Raw genomic sequence first — 21,930 nt, forward strand, 5'->3', positions numbered from 1 at the left:
GTTAAACCTTTTCGCGCGCAAGTGCCAGGCGTTTGCAAAATCTGCTGCGGTGCGAGATCACGATCGCGGCCGGAGTCTCCTTGATCTCGATTGAACGCTGGCCGACAATGGTCGTGGTTCAATAAGAAACTCCTTGGGGGAATCGTGAATAGACCTGCTCGGGTCAGCGCCCATTCGACATCATCCGACACCGCGCACGGCATGACGCTGCTGCGCGACCCCCTGCTCAACAAGGGCACGGCCTTCACGGAAGCAGAGCGCGCCGCACTCGGCTTGCGCGGCCTGTTGCCGCCCTGCGTGCTGACGATGGAGACCCAGGCTCAGCGCGTGCTCACCAATCTGCGCACGCTGCCGACGGACCTGGAAAAATACGTTGCCCTGAACGCGCTGCATGACCGCAACGAGGCGCTGTTCTTCCGCGTCGTCGTCGACAATATCGACGAGATCCAGCCGATCATCTACACCCCGACGGTCGGGCTTGCCTGCCAGAAATACGGCCTGATCTTCCAGCGGCCGCGTGGCATGTTCATCTCCTCGCGCGACCGCGGCCAGATCGCGGAGATCCTGAAGAACTGGCCCTACCAGGCCAGGCTGATCGTCGTCACCGACGGCGAGCGCATTTTGGGACTTGGCGATCTCGGTGCCAACGGAATGGGCATCCCGGTCGGCAAGCTATCGCTCTATTCGGCCTGCGCCGGCGTGCATCCGGAAGCGTGCTTGCCGATCGTGCTCGATGTCGGCACCAACAACGAAGAGCTGTTGAACGATCCCTATTATCTCGGCCTGCGCGAGCGGCGGTTGACGGGCGAGGCCTATGACAGCTTCGTCGACGAGTTCATGCAAGCCGCGCGCAAGACGTTCCCGGGCGTGCTGATCCAGTTCGAGGACTTCGCCAATCATTCGGCGTTCAAGCTGCTGCACAAATATCGCGACGAGGCTTGCGTCTTCAACGACGACATCCAGGGCACCGCGGCGGTGGCGCTCGCCGGCCTGTTCTCGGCTCTGCGCATCTCCGGCGGCAAGCTGAAGGATCAGAAGATCCTGTTCCTCGGCGCGGGCGAGGCGGCGACCGGCATCGCCGACCTCGTGGTCTCCGCCATGATGGCGGAAGGCGCGTCCGAGGCGGACGCGCTTCGCCGCAACTGGCTGGTGGATTCCCGCGGTCTCGTCGTCAGCGGCCGTGAAGGCCTTTCTGGCCATAAGCTCCGCTATGCCCATGCCGGTCAGGCGCCGATCGCCGACTTCCTCACCGCCATCAAGACGCTGAAGCCGACGGCGATCATCGGCGTCGCCGCGGTCGGCGGCGCCTTCACGCCCGACGTGCTCAAGGCGATGGCCGAGCTCAACGAGCAGCCGATCGTGTTCGCGCTCTCCAACCCGACCTCGAAAGCCGAGTGCTCGGCGGAGGATGCCTATCGCTACACGGAGGGACGCGCGCTGTTCGCCTGCGGCAGTCCGTATGATCCGGTCAAGCTCAACGGCCGCAGCTTCGTGCCGCGCCAGGGCAACAATTCCTACATCTTCCCGGGCGTCGGCCTCGGCGTCATCGCCAGCCGCTCGCGCCTCGTGACCGATGAGATGTTCATGGCGGCGGCCCACGCGCTCGCCGATTGCGTCGGCAAGGAGGACCTCGCTCAGGGCAGCCTCTATCCGGCACTGCAGCGTATCCGCGAGGTCTCCGTGCGCATCGCGGCGGCGGTTGCGGATGTGGCCTATCAACGCGCGCTCGCCGACGGACCCGCGCCCAACGACGTGAAGGCCCTGGTCCAGTCGCAGATGTACGAGCCGAAGTACTAGAAATCGGGCCGCGCCGAAAACGCGGCTCGCGGGGCGTATCGGGCTGATCCTTCGCTGATCTGTCCCGATTCTGAACAGGTCACTGTGGTGGAATCGCCACAGCTGGCGCGAAACGAAGGCGGCCCCAGAGCCGCTTTTGTTCCGACAAGGTTCTGCCCTCATTGCCCACCGAAACTTGGGGTTGTTCGGAGGGCGCATCATGTCTCGCATTGCAAGTGCCGAAACTGCCCGGATGTCGCTGGCGAGCTCGAGCCGGTTATTGCTCGCGGTCCTGGGTGCCGCATCGCTCGCTGCCTGCTCGCAATCGCCGGTCGGCCGTCAGAAAGCCGATCTCGCCGGAACGACCCGGCAAGCCGCGGTCGAGCGCCCGCACCGGGTGGCGGCGCTGCATCCACGCCCGATCAGCCGGGCGCGCGTCCCCGCCCGCGACGCAAAGCAAACCGCGTCGCACGGCATCGCCAGCTTCTATTCGGATACGCAGACCGCGAGCGGCGAGAAGTTCGACAGGAACGAATTGACCGCGGCGCATCCCACCCTGCCGTTCGGCACCAAGCTGCGCGTTACCGAGACCTCCTCCGGCCGTTTCGTTACGGTCAGGGTCAACGATCGCGGGCCCTTCGTGCGCGGACGCGTGGTCGACATCTCGCCGTCGGCCGCCGAGGCGCTCGGCATGGTCGACAAGGGCATTACCAATGTCAGGCTTGAAGTCGTGCAATAGGGCGCCACGCGTCGCGACCGTGCGGGCGCGCTTAACCGGCTGTTAGCGGCTTCTCAAGCACCATGGCTGTCCGCACAATTCGGGGCTTTGGGGGAGGCGACGCTTGAACACGATCCAGCATCTCGAAGATCAGGCTGCGCGTGCCGAGCGGCTCGCCAAACGGATCACGGATACGCTGACGATCGAAAAGCTGCTGACCTTCGCGGGCGAACGCCGCCGCGAGATCGAGGTCATCGCCGGCAAACGCCGCCGCAACTAAAGCACGATGCGATCAGGTTCGATTGCTACAAGGGAGGTGCACTCCCTCTCCCGCAAGCGCAGGGCTATCGGATATGACTTGTGGCGGCGGCCTGCGCGCACGCCTCGTCCTTCGAGACGGCGCTGACGCGCCTCCTCAGGATGAGGCTAATCAGCATCAGTGCTCGTTGAAACTGCTGCCGCGCACTCCGCCCTCATCCTGAGGAGCCCGCCCAAAGCGGGCGTCTCGAAGGATGGCCGCAGAGAAAAACTCCCAAATGCGATAGTCATTCCCGCAAGCAGGGAGGGAGCGCACCTCCGTCCTTTTCGGCAAGTGAGCTTCATTTCATCGCGCTTTGGGAATGGCTTTCGATGAAGTCGCTGAGATAATCGGGGAGCTCTATTCCATAGATGTCGCAGCGTGCGCGGATCTCGCCGGCGACGTCGCACGAGATATCCTTCATCCAGTGCTCGAGCGTGTTGAACGAGATCACCTTGATCGGGTCATTGAAGCAGCCGGCGACGAGCTCGCCGATCGTGGTGTCGAGATCGCTGCGCTCGATGCGGATTTCGGTCGCCTCGTCACGGCGATCAACCACCACGAACAGGGTCTGGTCCGCTCCGTAAGGCACGATCGGTGATGATACGCCGGCGTCAAACATCTCGAGGCGCTCACGTCATTGCTTTGATCCCTGACAACGGGAAGAACCGGAAGAAGGTTCCTGCTCGCACGCTTGTGAAGGGCGTCAGAGAAATTCTCTCAAGCGCGACAGCTCGAGGACGTGTTCGGGGGAGAGGATCTCGGTGACGAGCGGCGGCTGCGCTACGGTGCGGATCTCGTAGAGGTGCCGGGTCGTCGCCGGTTTCTGCATGAAAGCCGAGATGCAATCGTCGAGCGTGCCTTCGATGAGCTGGTAGGGCTTCCGGTCAGGCTGGCGCTGATTGGCAAGTGATGGCCATTTATGCAGCACCGCAAGCGCGCCGAAATTGACCTTTGAATCCCCGACCACGTCCCCCATCGCCCTGCCTCACGCAAAACACGACCCCAGCACACGTGCTCGCGTGCCGGGGCCCATACATCTGTCGCTGCATCTCAATGCCACAGGTCAGCCAACGCGGCAGCCGGGAAAAGGTTCCCGGCTCATCCGCTACGGAGTACGGCTCAATCGCTGGGAATCTTCGGAATTTGCAATATCCAGCGGACAAACGCCTTCACGCGGGGATCTTTGGCCATGGCCGCGGGCCAGCGCACGATTTGAGCCTTGCTCGACGGCAAGTCCCAGGATTGCGGAAGCACCCGCACCAGCCTGCCATCCTTGAGGGCATCCTGGACCAGCAGTGAACGCGCGAGCACGATCCCGTTGCCGGCGAGGGCGGCGGCTATGGCGGTGGCAATCGTCGCAAAACGTATCTCGGCGGGTGGCGGGCGGCCGAGACCCAATCGTTCGAACCAGGAGGTCCACGACCATTCGACCCCGCGGTCATCGCCGGACCGGCCCTTGTGCAGCAGCGGCAACGATTTGAGGCGCGTCACGTCGGTCAGTGGCTGCTGGCCAGGCAGCAGGCGTGGGTGGCAGACCGGGTAAACATGCTCGCGAACTAGCAAACGCTGCGTGGACGTTGGCCTCAAGCCGGCTGCTGGTTGCCACACAACCGCGACGTCGAGATCGGTCGACCTCGCATGTGCGTCGGCTTCACGTACGGCCAGCTCAACCGGTATGCCGGGATGCTCTAGCGCAAAATCGGGCAAGCGGCGCACGAGCCAATAGTCGGCAAGCGCTGCACCGACGCCGACTTTCAAGGCCGGTGGCGGAGCGGCGGCGCGACAAAGCGCACGAAAATCCGCCATCCTGTCGAGCAAACCGGCCAACTCGTTGGAGAGGGCAATGCCGGCGGGCGTGGCACACAAGCCACTCGGCTGCCGGATGAGGAGGGGCGTCCCGACGAAGTCCTCGAGCTTGCGGAGCCGATGACTGACCGCGCTCTGCGTGAGCCCGAGCTCCGCGGAGGCGCGCGTGACGTTCGCATGTCTCAAGGCTGCCTCGAACGCAATCAGCCCGTCAAAGGGAGGAAATGAGCGCATTGCATCATCATGAATCATTTTCATGCCGATGTGAATGCATTGCATTGGCGCAGGCCTCGCCCCGACATGCATAGCGGTACCAGATGCTTTCACCATGGGACAACGATGATCACGCCTGAACCCGATCTGCAGTCTCCAAGCCGTTGGCAGGACCTGCTGCCGGCGATGGTGCTCGGCATGGCGGCCTTTCTGACGCAATTCGACGTGACCGCGGTTGTTGTCGCGATGCCGGCCATGGCAGCCGAACTCGGTTTCGGCAGCGCTGCCTACGCCTGGGTGATGGATGCCTACAGTCTGGCATTTACCGGTGGGCTGCTCGCTGCGGGCGCGCTAGCCGACAAGTATGGACGTCGACGCGCTTTGCTTGGCGGCAACGTCGTGTTCCTGGTCGGATCGATCATTTGCGGCTTCGCGGCGGGCGGTCCAATGCTGTGGGCCGGGCGCGCAGTTCAAGGCCTGGGCGCGGCGTTCGTCATCACGGGAGGCATTGCGCTGCTTGCGAATGCCTATGCTCGGCCTGACGAGCGCGCCCGCGCCTTTGCGTTCATGGGCGTGCTCTCAGGCACCGCCATGGCACTCGGACCAGCGCTCGGGGGACTTGTCTCGGCCTGGTTCGGATGGCGCTGGATCTTCCTGGCCAATATCCCGCTTTGTCTGCTCACGCTTCTGGCCGTTCCGCGACTGGTCGCGGAATCGCGTGATCCCGCCGGCCGCCCGCTGGACTGGAGCGGCGTCGTGCTTCTCACGCTTGCGCTTGGTATTGCGATCGAGAGCCTGCTGAAGGGAGGTGAAGTGCCGGCCCGGATTGCAGCGGGCCTCGGGCTGAGCGCCTGCCTGCTCGCCATCTTCGTGATGCAGCAGCGGCGGCGGCCCGTGCCGATTTTCGACCCCGCTGTGTTCATGCGGCCGGTCATGGTCGGCATTTCCGCGCTGCTGATTGCTGTTTCTGTTGGATACTGGGCGGTTCTCGTCTATCTGCCACCGTTCCTGAACGCAGCCTTCGGCTGGGCAGGCCCGTCCGTTGGCTTCGCAATGCTCTTTGCGACGCTGCCGATGCTTCTGTTGCCGCCCTATGGTGCTCGCCTCGCAATACGCTGGGGCTGGCGCCGGCTGTTCGCAACGGCGATGCTGGCGCTGCTCGCAGGCGATCTCATTCTGATCCTGGCAGCGAGCGGCTGGCTCTCGAATGCGCAGGTCGTTCTCGCCGCGGCGGCAAGCGGAATGCTGTTGACCGGGATTGGCGCAGTCCTCGCGCATCCGCAATTGTCGAGCGCCGTCGTTGCGTTGGTGCCGCCGGCCCAAGCGGGCATGGCCTCGGCGGTCACCGTGGTCATGCGGCAGGCCGGATTTGCACTCGGCATCGCAGCGCTCGGTGCGATTCTATCGGACGGAGGAACGGCTGCCGGCTACGCGTGGCCATGGGCTGTTGCGGCTCTTGGATCAGTAGGCGGCCTAATCGCCGCATCGACGTTGCTGCCTGACCAGCAGCCTTAGCTGTATCCGGCGGATACAGCCGGCTGCCGGGCCCACACCAATCGCTGGGTCGGCCGGGGAATGGTTGCCGGCCGCCTGTCGCCATTCAGCTCGCGGCGGCTGCGATCCTGCGCCCGGGGCTGTCATGCTCCTGGTTGCTCTCGCCGCGGCGGACCTCCGGCGGCAGTCCGGCGAAGCGCCGCAAGGCCTCCGCCATCTGCACCCGTCCCGACACGCCTGTGATCACCACGTCCACCATCGCAAAGGACGAGTGGAAGTGGCCGCGCGCCTTCAATTGCTCGACCGGCACGCCCGCTGCGGCCATTGCCTCGGCATAGGCGATGCCCTCGTCGCGCAGCGGATCGAACTCGCAGGTGACCACGAGGGCCGGCGGCAGGCCGGCAACCTTGCCGCGCAGCGGGGCGATCCGCGGGTCGGTGCGGTCCGCCGGCGAGCAATAGAGGTCCCAGAACCAGTACATCAGAGAGCGCGTCAGGAAGTAGGCGGTCCCGTTTTCGTTGTAGGAGGGCCGATCGAAGCTGCAGTCGGTGACCGGGCAGACCAGAAGCTGGCCGGCGATCGAGGGCCCGCCGCGGTCGCGCGCGAGCTGGCAGGTGACGGCCGCAATGTTGCCGCCGGCGCTCCAGCCGGCGACCAGCACCGGGCCCGGCCTGCCGCCGAGCTCGGCGGCGTGCTCGGCGATCCAGCGCGTGGCCGCATAGCCGTCCTCGGCCGCGGTCGGGAAGCGATGCTCCGGTGCGTGGCGATAGCCGACGCTGACGAACATCATGCCGGTCCGCCGCACCATGTCGCGGCAGAACGGCTCGTCCGATTGCTCGTCGCCGAGCACCCAGCCGCCGCCGTGGAAATAGACCACAACCGGATGCGGTCCCGGCGTTGCCGGCTTGTAGACGCGGTAGGGCAACGCACCGTCGGCGACGGGCAGGGTGCCGTCGACGATCTCGCCGATCGGCCGCCCCGCAGGCCGGCCCTTGTTGAACTCGTTGACGAAGGCGCGGGCGCCGAGCGCGCCCATCGACTCGATCGGCGGCAGGTTGAGCGAGGCGAGCAGGTTCAGCACCAGCCGCACGTCCGGCTGCAGGCGCACCACCTCGCCGTCGTTGCATTGGACGGCGCCATCGGGGCCGGTGAGCTTGAAGCCGAGCATGCCGCGGCTGACCACCTCGTCGCAGATGCTGCGATAAGGGCCGACGCCGCCGGTATAGGGCATCAGCCCCTGCACCTTGCCGGGCACGTTGGCGCCGGTGTACCAGGTGTTGGCGAGCCGGTGCAGCGTCAGCATCGAGCAGTCGGCCATGTGCCTGTTCCAGCCGGCCTGCGCCGTCTCGGTCGGCTCGATCGTGGTGAAGCCGGCATCGCGCAGCGACGCAAGGCGATCGACCACCCAGTCGACATGCTGCTCGATCGACACCGCCATGTTCGACAGCACCGACGGGCTTCCGGGTCCGGTGATCATGAAGAAGTTCGGGAAGCCCTCGACCGTGAGGCCGAGATAGGTCTGCGGCCCCTGCGCCCAGACATCGGACAGCGACTTGCCACCGCGCCCGGTGATCGGATGCACGGCACGGATCGCGCCGGTCATGGCGTCGAAGCCGGTTGCGAAGACGATGACGTCGACGTCGAAGCTGCGGCCGTTCGTGGAAATGCCGCTCGCGGTGATCGCCTTGATCGGCTCCTTGCGCAGATTGACCAGCGTGACGTTCGGCCGGTTGTAGGTTGCGTAATAATTGGTCTCGAGGCAGGGGCGCTTTGCGCCGAACGGATGGTCGTCCGGCATGAGCGCCGCGGCGGTCTCAGGATCGTTGACGGCGGCGCGGATCTTCTCGCGGATCAGATCCTGGACGATCTTGTTGCCGTCGACGTCGACGGCCTGGTCGGCCCAGAGCTGCGTCAGGATGTGGACGAGGTCGCCGGCGGCCCAGGCGCGCTCGAACCGCTCGCGGCGCTCGGCATCGCTGAGCTGCCAGCTCACGACCGTCTGCTGCGGATAGGGCACGCCGGCCATCGACTGCCGCGCCTGCTCGCGATAGGCCGCGCGGTCGCTCTGCAACAGGCTCATGCGGTCCGCGGGCGCAGGGCCGTTGTGCGCCGGCAACGCGAAATTCGGTGTGCGCTGGAACACCGTCAGATGCGCAGCCTGCTCGGCGATCACAGGGATCGACTGGATCGCCGAGGAGCCCGTGCCGATCACGGCGACGCGTTTTCCGGTGAGATCGACGCCGTCATGCGGCCAGCGCCCGGTGAAATAGACCTCGCCCTTGAAGTCCTTGACGCCGTCGATCTCCGGCGGCTTTGGCGCGGAGAGGCAACCGGTCGCCATGATGTAATGGCGGCAGGAGACGGGTGGCCCATTGTCCGTGGTGATGAGCCAGCGCCCGGACGCTTCGTCCCATCTGGCTTCGGTGACCTTGGTCTTGAAACGGATATCGCGGCGCAGATCGTAGCGATCGGCGACGAAGCCGAGGTAACGCAGGATCTCGGGCTGGGTCGCGTATTTCTCCGACCAGGTCCAGGCGGTCTCGAGCTCCGGATCGAACGTGTAGCTGTAGTCGATGGTCTGGATGTCGCAGCGCGCGCCAGGATAGCGGTTCCAATACCAGGTGCCGCCGACATCGCCGGCCTCGTCGAGCCCGACTGCCGAGAACCCCGTCTTGCGCAGGCGATGGAGAAGGTAGAGGCCGGCAAATCCGGCGCCGACCACGGCAACATCGACCTGCTGAGCGGTTCCGCGCCCATCGGAGGCACGTGTGGCAACCATTGCGTCAGGCATGGTATTCCTCCCGGATGTCTTGTTTTGGCGGCAGGCTATCGCCGCAGGCTCAGCTTGTCATTAGAGCAAGTGCAATCTTAGGGTGGTCGTTTGCGGCGGCTTCGTGACCGCGCGAATCTTGCGGCACCACACGCACCGCGATGCACAATGGCCGTGATCGCCCGGGGTAATCAGCCATCGTCCTTCTGTGTATGCTTGCGCTTACAAGCCACGCGTACCGCCCGGGCGTCATGACAGAGTTGAGTGAACGCACCAAAGCGAACATGGACGTCGTCCTCGAGCAGACGTGCCGGCAACTGCCGCATGGCGGCGATCACGACAGCCGCAGGTTCATCGCCGAGCGCCTGATCGAGGCGGCGCGGGCGGGACACTCCACGCTCGGCGAGCTCGGCATCGTCGCGCGCCACGCGCTCGCGGAGCTGATTGGCAAAGGCGGTTAGGCTCAAGGTGCGCGAGGGTTGCCTCGCCGACGGCTTCGGACATAACCTGCCAAAACCCTTCATCGAGATCGTTGCGAAGATGCGGGCCCTGCTTGCATTCGTTGCGGCTATTGCAGTCCTGTGTGGTGCCGACCCGGCCGTCGCCCAGCCGGTCGGGCAGTTTCCATTCGCGCTGACCCGTGAAGGGCAGATGCTCGGCGCCGTGGAAGGCGAGGTGGCCTCGTTCAAGGGGCTGGCTTACGCGGCGCCGCCGCTCGGCGCGTTGCGCTGGCAACCGCCGCAGCCGACGACCGAAAGCTCGGAGATGCGCACCGCCTACGAATACGGCGCGCCGTGCCTTCAGCCGGCGCTGCCGGCGGCGAGCGAGGATTGCCTGACGCTGAACGTGTTTCGTCCTTTCGGGGTCGACGGCCCGTTGCCGGTGATGGTGTTCATTCCTGGCGGCGCGTTCGTCACGGGCACCGCGAACGATCCGCTGTTCGATGGCGCCAAGCTGGCGCAGGCGGGCCTCATCGTGGTCACCGTGAATTATCGCCTCGGCGTGCTCGGCTGGCTCTCGCATCCCGCGCTGTCGGACGCCGGCTCCGGCAATTTCGGCCTGATGGACCAGATCGCCGCGCTGCACTGGGTGCACGACAACATCGCGGCGTTCGGCGGCGATCCTGATAACGTCACGCTGTTCGGCAGCGATGCAGGCGCGACATCGATTGCGCTGCTGATGCTGTCCGCGCAAGCGCGCGATCTGTTCCACAAGGCCATTCTGCAATCGGTGCCCGGCCGCGCGCGCCTGCGTTCGGCGGAAGAGGCGGAGGCCATCGGCCGGCTCTTCGTGACCGCGCTTTCGCCGAAGACGGATCTGCGCGCGGTCGAGCCGCGGCGCCTGCTGGCCGCCGAGAAACAATTGCTGGAGACATCGCCGCACAGCTTTGCACCGATGATGGATGGACGTCTCGTGACCGAGGACCTCGCCGCGGGTTTTGTGGCCGGACGCCAGAGCCGCATTCCCCTGATCATCGGCTCGAACGAGGATGAGACCGGCTTGGAGAACGAGACCGCGATCAAGGAGGAGCTTGCGCCGCCGGGCGCGGGCGGCGGCGAATTGCGCAAGCTCTATCCCGATCTCGCCAGACCTTCGGATCTCGCGGCAAGAATTTACACCGACAAGGTCTTTTCCGAGCCGGTGCGGCTGCTGGCACGTCTGCACGCGGCAGGCGGCGCGCCGACCTTTCGCTACCGCTTCGCCTATGTGCCGGAGGCCAGGCGCGCCAATCCGGACGTCGGCCACGGGCGCGAGCTGCAGTTCATCTTCGGTACGGAAGGCGTGCCCGGTGCGGGCATCCTGTCGCGGCGCGACCGCGAGGTCGCAGGCCGCATGCGCGCCTATTGGATAAACTTCGCCCGAAGTGGCGATCCCAATGGTCCCGACCTACATGGTCCCGACCTGCCACGCTGGGACGCAGCCAGCGGCGATCGCCTGCTGCTGATCACGAACGACGGCATCGCGAGCGGCGACGATCCGATCGCGGATCGTCTCGATCGGCTCGCAAATGAGGGCAGGAGATGAAGCGGATTTAAGCCGCGAGCTCGACGCGCGGCGCCGGGCTGAGCCGGTCTTCCTCCAGATAATCCATCGCGCCGTCCTTCTCGACGGCATAGAACTGCTGGCCATCCCGCGACTTGAAGGCGGCGCGGACGACACCGCGGCGGCCCTTGTCACTGTTGACGACGTCCCCCAGCGCAAACTTCCTCATCGTACGTCTCACTTGTCTTCAGGCCGACTGCTTCGGCCCCGCCGGGGATTCTGGGCGGCAAATCGTTAACGACTTGCTAACCATGCCGCTTTGCCTATGCTCATCGCCGATCGTGCGGACCGCTCGCACGTGCCTGTTGTCAACGAGACGAGCCGATGACGCGACTTCCGACCCTGTTCCTGTCGCATGGCGGCGGCCCCTGGCCCTTCATGGAGGACAGGCGGGTGCAATATGCCAAGACCGCCGAGGCGTTCGCGAACTTGCCGCAGCTTCTGCCCGAGAGGCCGAAGGCCGTGCTGGTCATCACCGGGCATTGGGAAGCCGACGCCTTCACGGTGTCGACCTCGCCGCATCCACCGATGGTCTACGATTATTACGGTTTCCCCGAGCATACCTACCACATCAAATATCCGGCGCCGGGCAAGCCCGAGCTTGCCGCGCAAGTGAAGGCGCTGCTCACGCATGCCGGCCTCGATTGCCGCGAAGATCCCGACCAGGGTTTCGATCACGGCACGTTCGTTCCGCTCGGGCTGATGTATCCGAATGCCGACATGCCGATCGTGCTGCTGTCGCTTAAGTCCAGCTATGACGCGGCCGAGCACGTCAAGGTGGGGCAGGCGATCGCATCCTTGCGCGACGAAGGCATCCTGATCGTCGGCAGCGGCCTGACCTATCACAACATGCGCGGCTTCAACCGTCCGGAGTCCAAGCCCGTCTCGTATGATTTCGAGGCCTATCTGAACGAGGCGATCAGCAACCCCGATGCGGCGCGCCGCAATGCCATGCTGGTCGATTGGGAGAATGCGCCGAGCGCACGCCTTGCACATCCGCGCGAGGACCATCTGCTGCCGCTGATGGTGGCGGCCGGTGCTGCGGGAAGCGACGTCGGACGGCGCGTCTTCGTCGACGAGGTCGCGCATGTGGCGATGGCCTCGTATGTGTTTGGATAATGATCTCTTCTCCGTCGTCCCGCAAGCGGGGAGAGGCGAAGAAAGCCTCACCCATATCTCAGCTTCATCACCAGAATGCCGCCGGCGAGAACCATGGTGACGGCGTTCGCCGCGACCAGGGGGGCATCGCCTGAAAGCAGGCCGTAGATGAGCCAGAGCGTGAGGCCCAGCATCATGACCAGAAACATGCCGAGAGAAATGTCGCGCGCCGAGCGGGTCTTCCAGACCTTGATGAACTGCGGCGCGTAGGCGACGGTGGTGCAGGTAGCGGCGGCAAAGCCGAGCAGCTTGATCGCGAAGGGGTCCATGTCGGCTCTATAGCATGGATTCGGCTCTGCCTCACGCGCGCGCCGCCATGAGGCTGCGGTACAGCGCGGCATAGTCGCCGGCGCGATTACGCCAGGAGACGTCGGTCGCAAGGCCGCTGCGTTGCAGGCGGCGCCAGGTCAGCTTGTCGTAGAAGGCGGTGTTGGCCTTGCGCAGCGTGCCGGCGAGGGCATCCGCCGTCACGGGGGCGAATTTGAAGCCGGTGGCATCGTGGCCGGACGCGTCGGCCTCGCCGATATCGACGATGGTGTCTTCGAGGCCGCCGACGCGCGAGACGATCGGCACCGCGCCATAGCGCAGCGCGCAGAGCTGGGTCAGGCCGCACGGCTCGAAGCGCGACGGCACGATCAGCGCGTCCGAGCCGGCCTGGATCAGGTGCGCCAGAATCTCGTCATAGCCGATCACGACGCCGATGCGGCCCGGATTGGCGCGGGCCGCGGCCTGGTAGCCATCCTGCAGATCGCGGTCGCCGCTGCCGAGCAGCGCGAGCTGCATGCCTTCGCGCAGGATGGTCGGGATGGCCTCCATCAGGAGATCGAGCCCCTTCTGCCACGACAGCCGGCTGATGACGCCGAGCAGCGGCGCTTCGTCCGAGGAATCGAGGTTGAACTGCTGCTGCAGCACCGCCTTGTTCGCGGCCCGGAAGGTCAGGTCTTCCGCGCCGAAGCGGTAGGCGATGTGGGGATCGGTTTGCGGATTCCAGACCTCGGTGTCGATGCCGTTGAGGATGCCGCTCAGCACGTTGGATCGTTCACGAAGCAGGCCGCCGAGGCCCATGCCGCCTTCGTCGCTCTGGATTTCCTTCGCGTAGGTCGGCGATACCGTGGTGATACGATCGGCAAGGCTCAAGCCGGCCTTCAAGAAGCTGATGCCGCCGAAATATTCCAGTTCGTTGACGTTGAAGGCATGCCAGGGCAGGCCGATCGATCCGATCAGCTCAGGGGCGAACTTGCCCTGGTAGGCCATGTTGTGGATGGTCATCACGGTGCCGGGTCGGGGACGATTGTCGTAGTGCAGATAGGCCGGCGCGAGCCCCGCCTGCCAATCGTGGGCGTGCACGACATCGGGCACGAAGGCCGGCACGAGGCCGTGGCCGATATCGGCCGCCACGCGCGACAGCGCGGCGAAGCGCACGCCGTTGTCTGCCCAGTCGACGCCGTCAGTGGTGACATAGGGGTTGCCTGGCCGCGCATAGAGATGCGGCACGTCCAGCACGAACAGATCGAGCCCGGCATGCGAGCCCGCCAGCAGCCGGCCGGGGCCGCCGAAATAATCCGGCCAGCGCCGCAGTTCCTCTGTGCCGGACAAAAGGCGCATCACGTCGGGATAGCCCGGCAGCAAGGTGCGCATCTCGACGCCATGCGCCTTCAGCGCAACCGGCAGCGCGCCCGCAACATCTGCGAGGCCGCCGGTCTTGACGAGGGGATAGACTTCAGAGGCGACCGCGAGGACGCGAACAGGCGTCATGTATTGAGCCTGTCGATCATCGGCTGGGTGATCAGCGAGATGCCCTGCTCGGTGGTGCGGAAGCGCTTTCCGTCGAACTCGGGATCCTCGCCGACGACGAGCCCTTCCGGGATCTCGACGCCGCGGTCGATCACGACGTTCCTCAAGCGGGCGCCGCGGCCGACACTCACGTAAGGCATGATCACGGCATTCTCGACATTGGCGTAGGAGTTGATGCGCACGCCGGTGAACAGCAGCGAGCGGCGCAGCGAGGCGCCGGAGATGATGCAGCCGCCGGAGACCAGCGAGCTCACCGCCTGGCCGCGCCGGCTCTCCTCGTCATGGACGAATTTCGCCGGCGGCGTGATCTCGGCATAGGACCAGATCGGCCAGGCTCGGTCGAACAGGTCGAGCTCGGGCACCACGTCGGTGAGGTCGATATTGGCGGCCCAATAGGCGTCGACCGTGCCAACGTCGCGCCAATAGGCGCGAGTGTCGCTGCCCGAGCGGACGCAGGAGGTCGAGTACTGGTGCGCCATCGCGCGGCCGTTCTTGACCAGGTAGGGAATGATGTCCTTCCCGAAATCGTGGTTCGAGTTCGGGTCCTCGGCATCGCGCTTGAGCTGATCGAACAGGAATTTCGCGTCGAACACGTAGATGCCCATGCTGGCGAGCGAGACGTCCGGCTTGCCCGGCATCGGCGGCGGATCCTTCGGCTTCTCCAGGAACTCCTGGATCCAGCCGTTCTCGTCGATATGCATGATGCCGAAACCGGAAGATTCGGTCCGCGGCATTTCCAGGCAGCCGACGGTGACGTCGGCGCCGCTCTCGACGTGCTGGCGCAGCATCACCTCGTAGTCCATTTTGTAGATGTGGTCTCCGGCCAGCACGACGATGAAGCGGCAGGCGTGGGATTCGATGATGTCGATGTTCTGGTACACCGCGTCCGCCGTGCCGACATACCACATGCTCTCGGAGACGCGCTGGCTGGCGGGCAGGATGTCAAAACTCTCGTTGCGTTCGGGGCGGAAGAAGTTCCAGCCCATCTGAAGGTGCCGGATCAGGCTGTGCGCCTTGTATTGGGTCGCCACCGCGATACGGCGGATGCCGGAGTTCACCGCGTTCGACAGCGCGAAATCGATGATGCGGGACTTTCCGCCGAAATAGACCGCCGGCTTGGCGCGGCGGTCGGTCAGCTCCAGCAGGCGGCTGCCGCGTCCTCCGGCCAGGACAAACGCCAGCGCCTGACGGGCAAGGGGCTCGGGTCTCGCGGCACTCATGTGATCCTCCCACAACTCTGGCGCTCGCGAGAAGCCTCCCGGCCGCGCACATTGGAACCGATAGTAATGGCACGAATAGTAAATCGTGAAGGTGGTTGTTGGTTGCGAATGCACGGGAAGCTTAATGCCTTGCCGGGGTGATCGGGCCTCAGCCACCGTCGCGCGGCTGTCACAGGCGATGACGTCGCCGGGCACCGGTTGATCAGAACGGAGGCAAGCGTCTTGTGCGGTGCACGCAAACTCCAGGCTTTGAAATTCAATGCTTTGACTTGGCGCAAGGATGTCCGATCATGACGCTGCGATCCTTTTTCCAAGCGAAAGGTCAGACAGGGAGTAGGACGATGAGGATCTGGAAGACGGCGATTGCCTGTTCATTGGCCGGGGTGGTCATGGTGGCCCAGATCGGGCAGGCCACGGCGGCCCCGATGCCGACCAACGTTGCGACGATGAAGGCTGCGGCCGGTGACAATGTCACACCGGTGCATTGGCGCGGCAGCGGCTGGGGCTTTGCCCTGGGCGGTCTCGCAGCCGGCGCGCTCATCGGCGGCGCCATCGCCGCGGGGTCTCCTTACGGCTACGGCTATTATGGCCGGCCCTATTATGGCGGCTACGGCTATGGATATCCGGGCTACGGCTATGGTTACGCCCCCGCCTATTACGGCGGCTACGGCTACGCACCGGTCTATCCGCGATATTATCGGCCGTACCGTCCGTATTACAGCTATGGCTATTACCGGCCGTACCGGGTTTATCACCGCCCGTTTGGTGTCTACCGTCCCTACTACCGCGGCTACTGGTGAGACCGCGCGGCTAGAATGACAGCCACACGATCAGGCTCATGCATGCAAGATGCATGAGCAGGATCGCGGCGAGATGCAATGGGCCTGGCCTGAGGCGAAGCCTGCGCATTCGGCGGCCCTTTGCCATGTTGGATTTTCCTGTGGCCGTGAACATGGTGCTCTCCCTCCCCCGCTTGCGGGGGAGGGTCGGGGAGAGGCTGTTTCCGCGAGCGCGAACCCCCCAGAGGAGAAAGCCCTCACCCGGCGCGTTGCGCCGACCTCTCCCGCAAGCGGGAGAGGTAAAGCGGGCACCGCGGCTCCGTTCGAAGGTCATATCGTTTAGTTCGATCCCGCGGCCGCAGCCGTGAAGCTGCGGTCGACGGCTTTGCTGACGTCGAGCTTCTTCGGCAGGATGCCGTAGCGCGTCGCGCGGTCGGAGGCTTCCTGCACCTCCTTGACCACGTTCTCGTCGATCACGATCGGGCCGGTGCGCTGCGCGGTGTAGGCCGACAGCAGCACGTCCTCGGGCAGCTTGGTCAATTCGGCCGTGTTCTTGGCGTATTCGGCGACATGGTCCAGCGACCACAGTCGCGCCTTGTTCAAGCGCTGCACCAGATCCTGCACCGCCGCGCGCTTGGTGGCGATGGCGTTGTCGGAGGCGACGATGAAGGTGATGGTCGGCGTCAGCCCTTCGCCGTTGGCGATGACGCGAGCCTTGTCCTTCAACGTCGCGAACGAGACGTAGGGCTCCCACACCGCCCAGGCGTCGATCGAGCCGGCGAGCAGCGCGATCTTGGCATCGACCGGGCCGAGCGGCGCGAAGGTCGCATCCTCCAGCTTGATCGCTGCCTTCTCCAGTGTCGCATCGATCAGGAACTGGCCCCAGCCGCCGCGTGTGCCGGCGAGCCGCTTGCCCTTGAGGTCGGCCGCCGATTTGATCGGCGAATCCTGACGCACCAGGATAGCCTGCGTCTTCGCATCCGAGCGCGTGCCGCCGATCGCCTTGATCGGCGCGCCCGCGGCATAGACCGAGAGGAACGAGAGATCGCCGGTGTAGCCGACGTCGAGCGCGCCGGCATTGAGCGCTTCGAGGATCGGCGCGGCCGCGGGGAATTCCGACCATTCGATTCTGTAAGGCAGGTCCTTCGCATAGCCGGAGATTTCGAGCAGCGAGCGATTGCCGCCCTTCTGGTCGCCGACGCGCAGCACGACAATGTCGGCGGCGAGCGATGCGGCAGCGGTCGATAGCGTGATGGCGGCGGCGAGCAGCGAGGTGGCGAGCCGGCGTGTGATGGAATGGTCGTGAGAGTTGATGCTCATTGGATCCGTCTTGTTGCGTTGCTCACGATGCGTGAGCGAACGGTGCAGCGAGACGATCAAGTCTATGAGCGCGCGGTGCGCCGTCAATGAAATGGCCAACCGTATTGTGCGTGCTTCAGGCAATGACGTTTCAGCGGGCCGGCGCTTTCGAGAATGCGCAGCGTGCGCGGCAGACGCTGCACAGGGATGCAGCAGGCGATGGAGTCGCGGTTGACCCTGCGTGCCTATGCATCTGCGAAAATCCTTTCATCGCTTGCCCATGCGCGGATGGAGAGAATGTCTTCCCTTCGCGCAACATTCGAAAATCCATTTCATTGACGATGCCGCGAACGCGCCGCATGATTTGCGCATCGCATCAACACGGCGCGCCAAGCGCCGACGGAACAATTTTCTCTTAGACGCAGCTCCGCACGGAACATGCGCAACGCGACCCGTTGCGTACACGGCGGAGCCGTGCCAGCGCAGGAGCCAGGCCGATGAACAACGATAACCAGCGCAGCGGGTCGAAACTCGACCGGCGCCACCTGCTTCAGGCAGGGCTTGCGGCGGCCTTCGCAGCGCCGCTCGGCGCGCTGGGTGCGCAGGCCTTCGCACCGCGCGCCATCGCGCCGGGTGTCGACTTCCCCGAGTTTCCGCTGTGCCGCACGGCCTCTGACGCACCCGCGCTCACTGGCGCGCCGCGCAAGCTGAAGCTGTCGTGGAATGCCGGCGCCGTCTGCCTCGCGCCGGTGCCGGTTGCGATCGAGCACGGCTTCTTCAAGAAGCATAATCTCGACGTCGAGCTCGTCAACTATTCCGGCTCGACCGACCAGCTGCTCGAGGCCATCGCGACAGGCAAAAGCGATGCCGGTCTCGGCATGGCACTGCGCTGGCTGAAGCCGCTGGAGCAGGGTTTTGACGTCAAGATCGCCGCGGGCACCCATGGCGGCTGCATGCGGGTGCTGTCGCGCACCGATTCCGGCGTCTCGAAGCTGACCGACCTCAAGGGCAAGATCGTCGCGGTCGGCGATCTCGCCGGTCCCGACAAGAACTTCTTCTCGATCCAATTGGCCAAACTCGGCATCGATCCGGTGAAGGACGTCGACTGGCGCGCCTATCCCGGCAATCTGCTCAACGTTGCCGTGGAGAAGGGCGAGGTGCAGGCGTTCCTGTCGTCCGATCCGCTCGCCTATCTCTGGCTCAAGGACACACAGTACAAGGAGGTCGCCTCAAATCTCGATGGGGAGTACCGCGAGAAGAGCTGCTGCATCCTCGGCCTGCGCGGCTCGCTCGTGCGCGAAGAGCCTCAAGTCGCGCGCGCCATCACCCAGGCGCTGCTCGATGCTGCGATGTTCACCGCGCAGAATGCGACGCTCGCGGCGAAATCGTTCCAGCCCTATGCGCCGAAGGCGGCGACGCTCGCCGATATCGAGGGCATGGTGCGCTACCACACCCACCATCATCATCCCGTCGGCGAGATCTTGAAGCGCGAGCTCAAGGCCTATGCCGACGACCTCAAGAGCGTGCAGGTCTTCAAGCAGAGCACCGACACCGCCAAATTCGCGGAGCGCATCTATGTCGACGTATTCGCTGTCTGACGGCCTTGCCTCGGGCGCGCCGCGCACCTCGCGCGTGCCGCTGCTGGCGAGCTGGATCCGGGAGTCCGGCGCCGGCGTTCTCGCCAGCGTCGCCTGGATCGCCCTCGGCCTGTCCTGCCTGTGGTGGCAGGATGTCGGCGATTGGTCGCGCACGCATTCACTCGGCATCGCCGCCTTCATCATCGCGGCGCTCGCGCTGTTCGGCACCGTCGGGGCCGACTATCTGGGATCGGCAGGACAGGCGCTGCACAAGCGCGCGCCATGGCTGGTCGCGCTCGGGGTGTTCCTGACGGTGTGGGAGGTCGCGACGGCAAAATTCGCCTGGCTGCCGCTGCCGTTCTTCCCGCCGCCGCAGGCGATCACCGAGGTCTATACCGACGATCTGCCGAAGCTGCTCGACAGCGTCCTTGCCTCGATCAAGCTCCAGCTCGGCGGCTATCTGATCGGCGCCACGATTGGCTTTCTAACCGGCGTCTCGATCGGCTGGTCGCGCGCGGTCGGTTATTGGGTGCATCCGGTGCTGCGCTTCATCGGCCCACTGCCGGCGACCGCCTGGCTGCCGATCGCCTTCTTCACCTTTCCGTCGAGCTGGAGCGCCTCGACCTTCCTGATCGCGCTGGCAACTGGCTTCCCGGTTACCGTGCTGACCTGGTCGGGCGTCGCGAGCGTCAGCAACGCCTATTACGACGTCGCGCGCACGCTGGGGGCAAAGCCTTCGTTCCTGGTGCTGAAGGTCGCGATCCCGGCCGCGTTGCCGCACGTGTTCGTCGGCCTGTTCATGGGGCTCGGCTCGTCCTTTGCCGTGCTCGTCGTCGCCGAGATGATCGGCGTTAAGGCCGGGCTCGGCTGGTACCTGCAATGGGCGCAGGGCTGGGCCGCCTACGCCAACATGTATGCAGCGCTGATCGTGATGTCGCTGCTCTGCTCCGGCGCAATCACGCTGCTGTTTGCGATCCGCGATCGCCTCCTGGTCTGGCAGAAGGGGACCGTCAAATGGTAGCCACAGCTCTCGCCGAAGCGGTCACGCATCCGGCCACCGGCGCCGCGCTCGATATCGAGCAGGTCAGCCACGCCTTCGACATCGACGGGACCGAGCTGCCGGTGCTGAGCGACGTCAGCATCTCGGTCGAGCCCGGCGAGTTCGTCGCGCTGCTCGGCCCGTCCGGCTGCGGCAAGTCGACCTTGCTGCGGCTGATCGCCGGCCTCGACAAGCCGAAGGCGGGAAGGCTGCGGGAGGACGAGGAGCGCATCAGGAACCCGCATCCCTCGCGCGTCGTCGTGTTCCAGGATCCGACCCTGTTTCCCTGGCGGTCGGTCTGGGACAACGTCGCCCTGGGCCTTGAGGCCCAGGGCATTTTGAGGAGCCAGCGCCAGCGCGTCGATGACGCGCTTGACCTCGTCGGGCTTTCGCCGTTCCGCAACGCCTATCCGCACCAGCTCTCCGGCGGCATGGCGCAGCGCGTCGCGCTGGCGCGGGCGCTGGTCAACGATCCCAAGATCCTGATCCTGGATGAGCCCCTGGGGAAACTGGACTCGCTGACCCGCATCACCATGCAGGCCGAGCTCGTCGCGCTCTGGCAGCGCAAGGGGTTCACCACGCTGCTGGTGACGCATGATGCGGAGGAGGCGCTGGTGCTCGCCAACCGCGTCATCGTGTTCAGCGATCGTCCCGCGCGCGTGAAGGCCGACATCCGCGTCGATCGTCCGTATCCGCGCCATCGCGGCGATCCGTATCTGGCTGAGCTGCGCCGCCAGATCCTTGGCCTGTTGGGGCTGGACGCCACATGGTGACCTCGATAGCCAAGGGCCGCACGGCTCACAGCGAACCGGACTACATCGCCCGCGCCGCGACGCTTGCCACGAGCTTTGCGGCGCGCGCGGCCGAGCACGACCGGCTCGGCAGCTTTCCCTTCGAGAATTTTCGCGAGCTCTCGGAGGCAGGCTTGCTGTCTCTGACGGTGCCGGCGGTTCATGGCGGCGCCGGTGCCGGCGCGCGCTATGCCGCGCGCGTGCTCGGCATTCTCGGCAAGGCCGATCCGTCGACCGCGCTGGTGCTGTCGATGCACTACATCAATCATCTCGTGATGGCGCGCAGTCCGAACTGGCCGGCGCGACTGTCGCGCAAGCTCGCGCGCGAAAGTGTTGAGGGCATCGCGCTCATCAACGCCCTGCGCGTGGAGCCGGAGCTCGGCTCGCCTGCGCGCGGAGGGTTGCCGGCGACGATCGCGCGGCGCACCGAAACCGGCTGGCGCCTCTCCGGCCACAAGATCTACTCGACGGGATCGCCGATCCTGAAATGGTACCTGGTCTGGGCGCGCACCGACGAGGCGGAGCCGCGCGTCGGCCAGTTCCCGGTGCCGGCGGGCCTGCCGGGCACGCGCATCGTCCAGACCTGGGACCATCACGGCCTGCGCGCCAGCGGCAGCCACGACGTCATCTTCGACGACGTCGTGGTCCCGCTCGACGCCGAGGTCGATTTGCGCAAGCCGGCGGACTGGCGCACGCTCGACGTTACGCAGCAGACTGTGCACACCGTTTTCATCGCCGCGATCTACGACGGCGTTGCCCGCGCCGCGCGCGACTGGCTGATCAATTTCCTGAAGCAGCGCGTGCCTGCCAGCCTCGGCGCGCCGCTGGCGACCTTAGCCCGCGCGCAGGAGATCGTCGGGGCCATCGAGGCGCGGCTTGCGGTCAACGCACGTTTGATCGACACGGCTGCGCGACTTCGACGATGGCGTCGATCTCTCTGCCGGTGAATCAAACGTCATCAAGCTGACCGTGACCAACAACGCCGTTGCCGTCGTCGAGGACGCGCTGTCGTTGACCGGTAACCACGGGCTCAGCCGCGCCAATCCGCTGGAGCGGCATTATCGCGACGTGCTGTGCGGCCGCGTGCACACGCCGCAGGATGATTCCACGCGCATCGGCCTCGGCCGCCTCGCACTCGGCCTCTAGGGATCA

Annotated in this window: 20 protein-coding genes and 1 pseudogene; 12 read left to right on the forward strand and 9 right to left on the reverse strand. The window is 65.4% G+C overall.

The window, feature by feature from the left end; genetic code table 11:
* Positions 1-144 precede the first annotated feature (144 nt).
* From I6F09_RS30390 to I6F09_RS30400, 3 genes are all read left to right on the forward strand, one after another.
* On the forward strand, positions 145-1,797 hold the full coding sequence (locus I6F09_RS30390) for an NAD-dependent malic enzyme (RefSeq protein ID WP_225189726.1): 1,653 nt from the start codon (positions 145-147) through the stop codon (positions 1,795-1,797).
* 199 nt (positions 1,798-1,996) lie between these two features.
* On the forward strand, positions 1,997-2,515 hold the full coding sequence (locus tag I6F09_RS30395) for a septal ring lytic transglycosylase RlpA family protein (protein ID WP_036025042.1): 519 nt from the start codon (positions 1,997-1,999) through the stop codon (positions 2,513-2,515).
* Between the two features lie 103 nt (positions 2,516-2,618).
* The gene (locus tag I6F09_RS30400; RefSeq protein WP_167361678.1) at positions 2,619-2,774 is read left to right on the forward strand and encodes a hypothetical protein; all 156 of its coding nucleotides are present in this window, start codon (positions 2,619-2,621) and stop codon (positions 2,772-2,774) included.
* Between the two features lie 319 nt (positions 2,775-3,093).
* On the opposite strand, the gene I6F09_RS30405 is transcribed toward I6F09_RS30400, so the two are convergent.
* The 3 genes from I6F09_RS30405 to I6F09_RS30415 form a co-directional block, all read right to left on the reverse strand.
* Complete coding sequence (locus tag I6F09_RS30405; protein WP_036006679.1) at positions 3,094-3,414, reverse strand: hypothetical protein; 321 nt, start codon at positions 3,412-3,414, stop codon at positions 3,094-3,096.
* Between the two features lie 84 nt (positions 3,415-3,498).
* On the reverse strand, positions 3,499-3,771 hold the full coding sequence (locus tag I6F09_RS30410; RefSeq protein WP_225141619.1) for a hypothetical protein: 273 nt from the start codon (positions 3,769-3,771) through the stop codon (positions 3,499-3,501).
* A 143-nt stretch (positions 3,772-3,914) separates the two neighbouring features.
* Positions 3,915-4,880 carry a LysR substrate-binding domain-containing protein gene (locus tag I6F09_RS30415; RefSeq protein WP_225172902.1) on the reverse strand — a complete coding sequence of 322 codons (966 nt, stop codon included), beginning with the start codon at positions 4,878-4,880 and terminating at the stop codon, positions 3,915-3,917.
* 60 nt (positions 4,881-4,940) lie between these two features.
* Here I6F09_RS30415 and I6F09_RS30420 point away from each other — a divergent pair, with 60 nt between their 5' ends.
* A complete protein-coding gene (locus I6F09_RS30420) occupies positions 4,941-6,329 on the forward strand; it encodes an MFS transporter (RefSeq protein WP_225141623.1) in 1,389 nt (462 codons plus the stop codon).
* 85 nt (positions 6,330-6,414) lie between these two features.
* On the opposite strand, the gene I6F09_RS30425 is transcribed toward I6F09_RS30420, so the two are convergent.
* Positions 6,415-9,099, reverse strand: a complete 2,685-nt coding sequence (locus I6F09_RS30425) for an alpha/beta hydrolase fold domain-containing protein (protein ID WP_225189727.1) — start codon at positions 9,097-9,099, stop codon at positions 6,415-6,417.
* Between the two features lie 191 nt (positions 9,100-9,290).
* Here I6F09_RS30425 and I6F09_RS30430 point away from each other — a divergent pair, with 191 nt between their 5' ends.
* Both I6F09_RS30430 and I6F09_RS30435 read left to right on the forward strand, forming a co-directional pair.
* Positions 9,291-9,539 carry a hypothetical protein gene (locus tag I6F09_RS30430; protein WP_036006688.1) on the forward strand — a complete coding sequence of 83 codons (249 nt, stop codon included), beginning with the start codon at positions 9,291-9,293 and terminating at the stop codon, positions 9,537-9,539.
* A gap of 79 nt (positions 9,540-9,618) precedes the next feature.
* Positions 9,619-11,103 (forward strand): carboxylesterase family protein, encoded by a 1,485-nt coding sequence (locus I6F09_RS30435; protein WP_225172911.1) that lies wholly within the window; start codon positions 9,619-9,621, stop codon positions 11,101-11,103.
* Positions 11,104-11,110: 7 nt separating this feature from the next.
* Here I6F09_RS30435 and I6F09_RS30440 read toward each other — a convergent pair whose 3' ends face one another.
* The gene (locus I6F09_RS30440) at positions 11,111-11,290 is read right to left on the reverse strand and encodes a hypothetical protein (protein WP_036006694.1); all 180 of its coding nucleotides are present in this window, start codon (positions 11,288-11,290) and stop codon (positions 11,111-11,113) included.
* Positions 11,291-11,445: 155 nt separating this feature from the next.
* Between I6F09_RS30440 and I6F09_RS30445 the strand changes: the two genes are divergently transcribed.
* A complete protein-coding gene (locus I6F09_RS30445) occupies positions 11,446-12,240 on the forward strand; it encodes a class III extradiol ring-cleavage dioxygenase (protein WP_036006697.1) in 795 nt (264 codons plus the stop codon).
* A gap of 47 nt (positions 12,241-12,287) precedes the next feature.
* Here the strand turns inward: I6F09_RS30445 and I6F09_RS30450 are convergent, their stop codons facing one another.
* Genes I6F09_RS30450 through glgC form a run of 3 tightly spaced genes read right to left on the reverse strand, consistent with a single transcriptional unit; the run spans position 12,288 to position 15,293 of the window.
* A complete protein-coding gene (locus tag I6F09_RS30450; RefSeq protein WP_036006700.1) occupies positions 12,288-12,548 on the reverse strand; it encodes a SemiSWEET transporter in 261 nt (86 codons plus the stop codon).
* Between the two features lie 31 nt (positions 12,549-12,579).
* Complete coding sequence (gene glgA, locus I6F09_RS30455) at positions 12,580-14,034, reverse strand: glycogen synthase GlgA (RefSeq protein ID WP_225189728.1); 1,455 nt, start codon at positions 14,032-14,034, stop codon at positions 12,580-12,582.
* Positions 14,031-15,293 (reverse strand): glucose-1-phosphate adenylyltransferase, encoded by a 1,263-nt coding sequence (gene glgC / locus I6F09_RS30460; protein ID WP_036006706.1) that lies wholly within the window; start codon positions 15,291-15,293, stop codon positions 14,031-14,033. The genes glgA and glgC overlap by 4 nt, the downstream gene beginning before the upstream one ends.
* A 341-nt stretch (positions 15,294-15,634) precedes the next feature.
* Here glgC and I6F09_RS30465 point away from each other — a divergent pair, with 341 nt between their 5' ends.
* Complete coding sequence (locus tag I6F09_RS30465; protein WP_036006709.1) at positions 15,635-16,093, forward strand: hypothetical protein; 459 nt, start codon at positions 15,635-15,637, stop codon at positions 16,091-16,093.
* 318 nt (positions 16,094-16,411) lie between these two features.
* Here I6F09_RS30465 and I6F09_RS30470 read toward each other — a convergent pair whose 3' ends face one another.
* Positions 16,412-17,392 carry an ABC transporter substrate-binding protein gene (locus I6F09_RS30470; RefSeq protein ID WP_225150316.1) on the reverse strand — a complete coding sequence of 327 codons (981 nt, stop codon included), beginning with the start codon at positions 17,390-17,392 and terminating at the stop codon, positions 16,412-16,414.
* Between the two features lie 476 nt (positions 17,393-17,868).
* Here I6F09_RS30470 and I6F09_RS30475 point away from each other — a divergent pair, with 476 nt between their 5' ends.
* From I6F09_RS30475 to I6F09_RS30490, 4 genes and pseudogenes are all read left to right on the forward strand, one after another.
* Complete coding sequence (locus I6F09_RS30475; RefSeq protein ID WP_036006711.1) at positions 17,869-18,969, forward strand: ABC transporter substrate-binding protein; 1,101 nt, start codon at positions 17,869-17,871, stop codon at positions 18,967-18,969.
* Complete coding sequence (locus I6F09_RS30480) at positions 18,947-19,969, forward strand: ABC transporter permease subunit (RefSeq protein WP_225189729.1); 1,023 nt, start codon at positions 18,947-18,949, stop codon at positions 19,967-19,969. Before I6F09_RS30475 ends, I6F09_RS30480 begins: the two co-directional genes overlap by 23 nt.
* Complete coding sequence (locus I6F09_RS30485; protein ID WP_109144910.1) at positions 19,963-20,760, forward strand: ABC transporter ATP-binding protein; 798 nt, start codon at positions 19,963-19,965, stop codon at positions 20,758-20,760. The genes I6F09_RS30480 and I6F09_RS30485 overlap by 7 nt, the downstream gene beginning before the upstream one ends.
* Positions 20,754-21,924, forward strand: a pseudogene (locus tag I6F09_RS30490) (acyl-CoA dehydrogenase family protein). Before I6F09_RS30485 ends, I6F09_RS30490 begins: the two are co-directional and overlap by 7 nt.
* Positions 21,925-21,930 lie beyond the last annotated feature (6 nt).

Source organism: Bradyrhizobium sp. IC3195 (genome assembly GCF_020193585.1).
GTDB classification, from domain to species: domain Bacteria; phylum Pseudomonadota; class Alphaproteobacteria; order Rhizobiales; family Xanthobacteraceae; genus Bradyrhizobium; species Bradyrhizobium yuanmingense.

Coding starts and splice junctions, on each gene's coding strand:
- I6F09_RS30470 (WP_225150316.1), bottom strand. CDS start 17,392: ATGAGCATCAACTCTCACGACCATTCCATCACACGCCGGCTCGCCACC.
- I6F09_RS30485 (WP_109144910.1), top strand. CDS start 19,963: ATGGTAGCCACAGCTCTCGCCGAAGCGGTCACGCATCCGGCCACCGGC.
- glgA (WP_225189728.1), bottom strand. CDS start 14,034: ATGACGCCTGTTCGCGTCCTCGCGGTCGCCTCTGAAGTCTATCCCCTC.
- I6F09_RS30420 (WP_225141623.1), top strand. CDS start 4,941: ATGATCACGCCTGAACCCGATCTGCAGTCTCCAAGCCGTTGGCAGGAC.
- I6F09_RS30425 (WP_225189727.1), bottom strand. CDS start 9,099: ATGCCTGACGCAATGGTTGCCACACGTGCCTCCGATGGGCGCGGAACC.
- I6F09_RS30465 (WP_036006709.1), top strand. CDS start 15,635: ATGAGGATCTGGAAGACGGCGATTGCCTGTTCATTGGCCGGGGTGGTC.
- I6F09_RS30395 (WP_036025042.1), top strand. CDS start 1,997: ATGTCTCGCATTGCAAGTGCCGAAACTGCCCGGATGTCGCTGGCGAGC.
- I6F09_RS30475 (WP_036006711.1), top strand. CDS start 17,869: ATGAACAACGATAACCAGCGCAGCGGGTCGAAACTCGACCGGCGCCAC.
- glgC (WP_036006706.1), bottom strand. CDS start 15,293: ATGAGTGCCGCGAGACCCGAGCCCCTTGCCCGTCAGGCGCTGGCGTTT.
- I6F09_RS30480 (WP_225189729.1), top strand. CDS start 18,947: ATGTCGACGTATTCGCTGTCTGACGGCCTTGCCTCGGGCGCGCCGCGC.
- I6F09_RS30440 (WP_036006694.1), bottom strand. CDS start 11,290: ATGAGGAAGTTTGCGCTGGGGGACGTCGTCAACAGTGACAAGGGCCGC.
- I6F09_RS30430 (WP_036006688.1), top strand. CDS start 9,291: ATGCTTGCGCTTACAAGCCACGCGTACCGCCCGGGCGTCATGACAGAG.
- I6F09_RS30445 (WP_036006697.1), top strand. CDS start 11,446: ATGACGCGACTTCCGACCCTGTTCCTGTCGCATGGCGGCGGCCCCTGG.
- I6F09_RS30435 (WP_225172911.1), top strand. CDS start 9,619: ATGCGGGCCCTGCTTGCATTCGTTGCGGCTATTGCAGTCCTGTGTGGT.
- I6F09_RS30405 (WP_036006679.1), bottom strand. CDS start 3,414: ATGTTTGACGCCGGCGTATCATCACCGATCGTGCCTTACGGAGCGGAC.
- I6F09_RS30410 (WP_225141619.1), bottom strand. CDS start 3,771: ATGGGGGACGTGGTCGGGGATTCAAAGGTCAATTTCGGCGCGCTTGCG.
- I6F09_RS30415 (WP_225172902.1), bottom strand. CDS start 4,880: ATGCAATGCATTCACATCGGCATGAAAATGATTCATGATGATGCAATG.
- I6F09_RS30450 (WP_036006700.1), bottom strand. CDS start 12,548: ATGGACCCCTTCGCGATCAAGCTGCTCGGCTTTGCCGCCGCTACCTGC.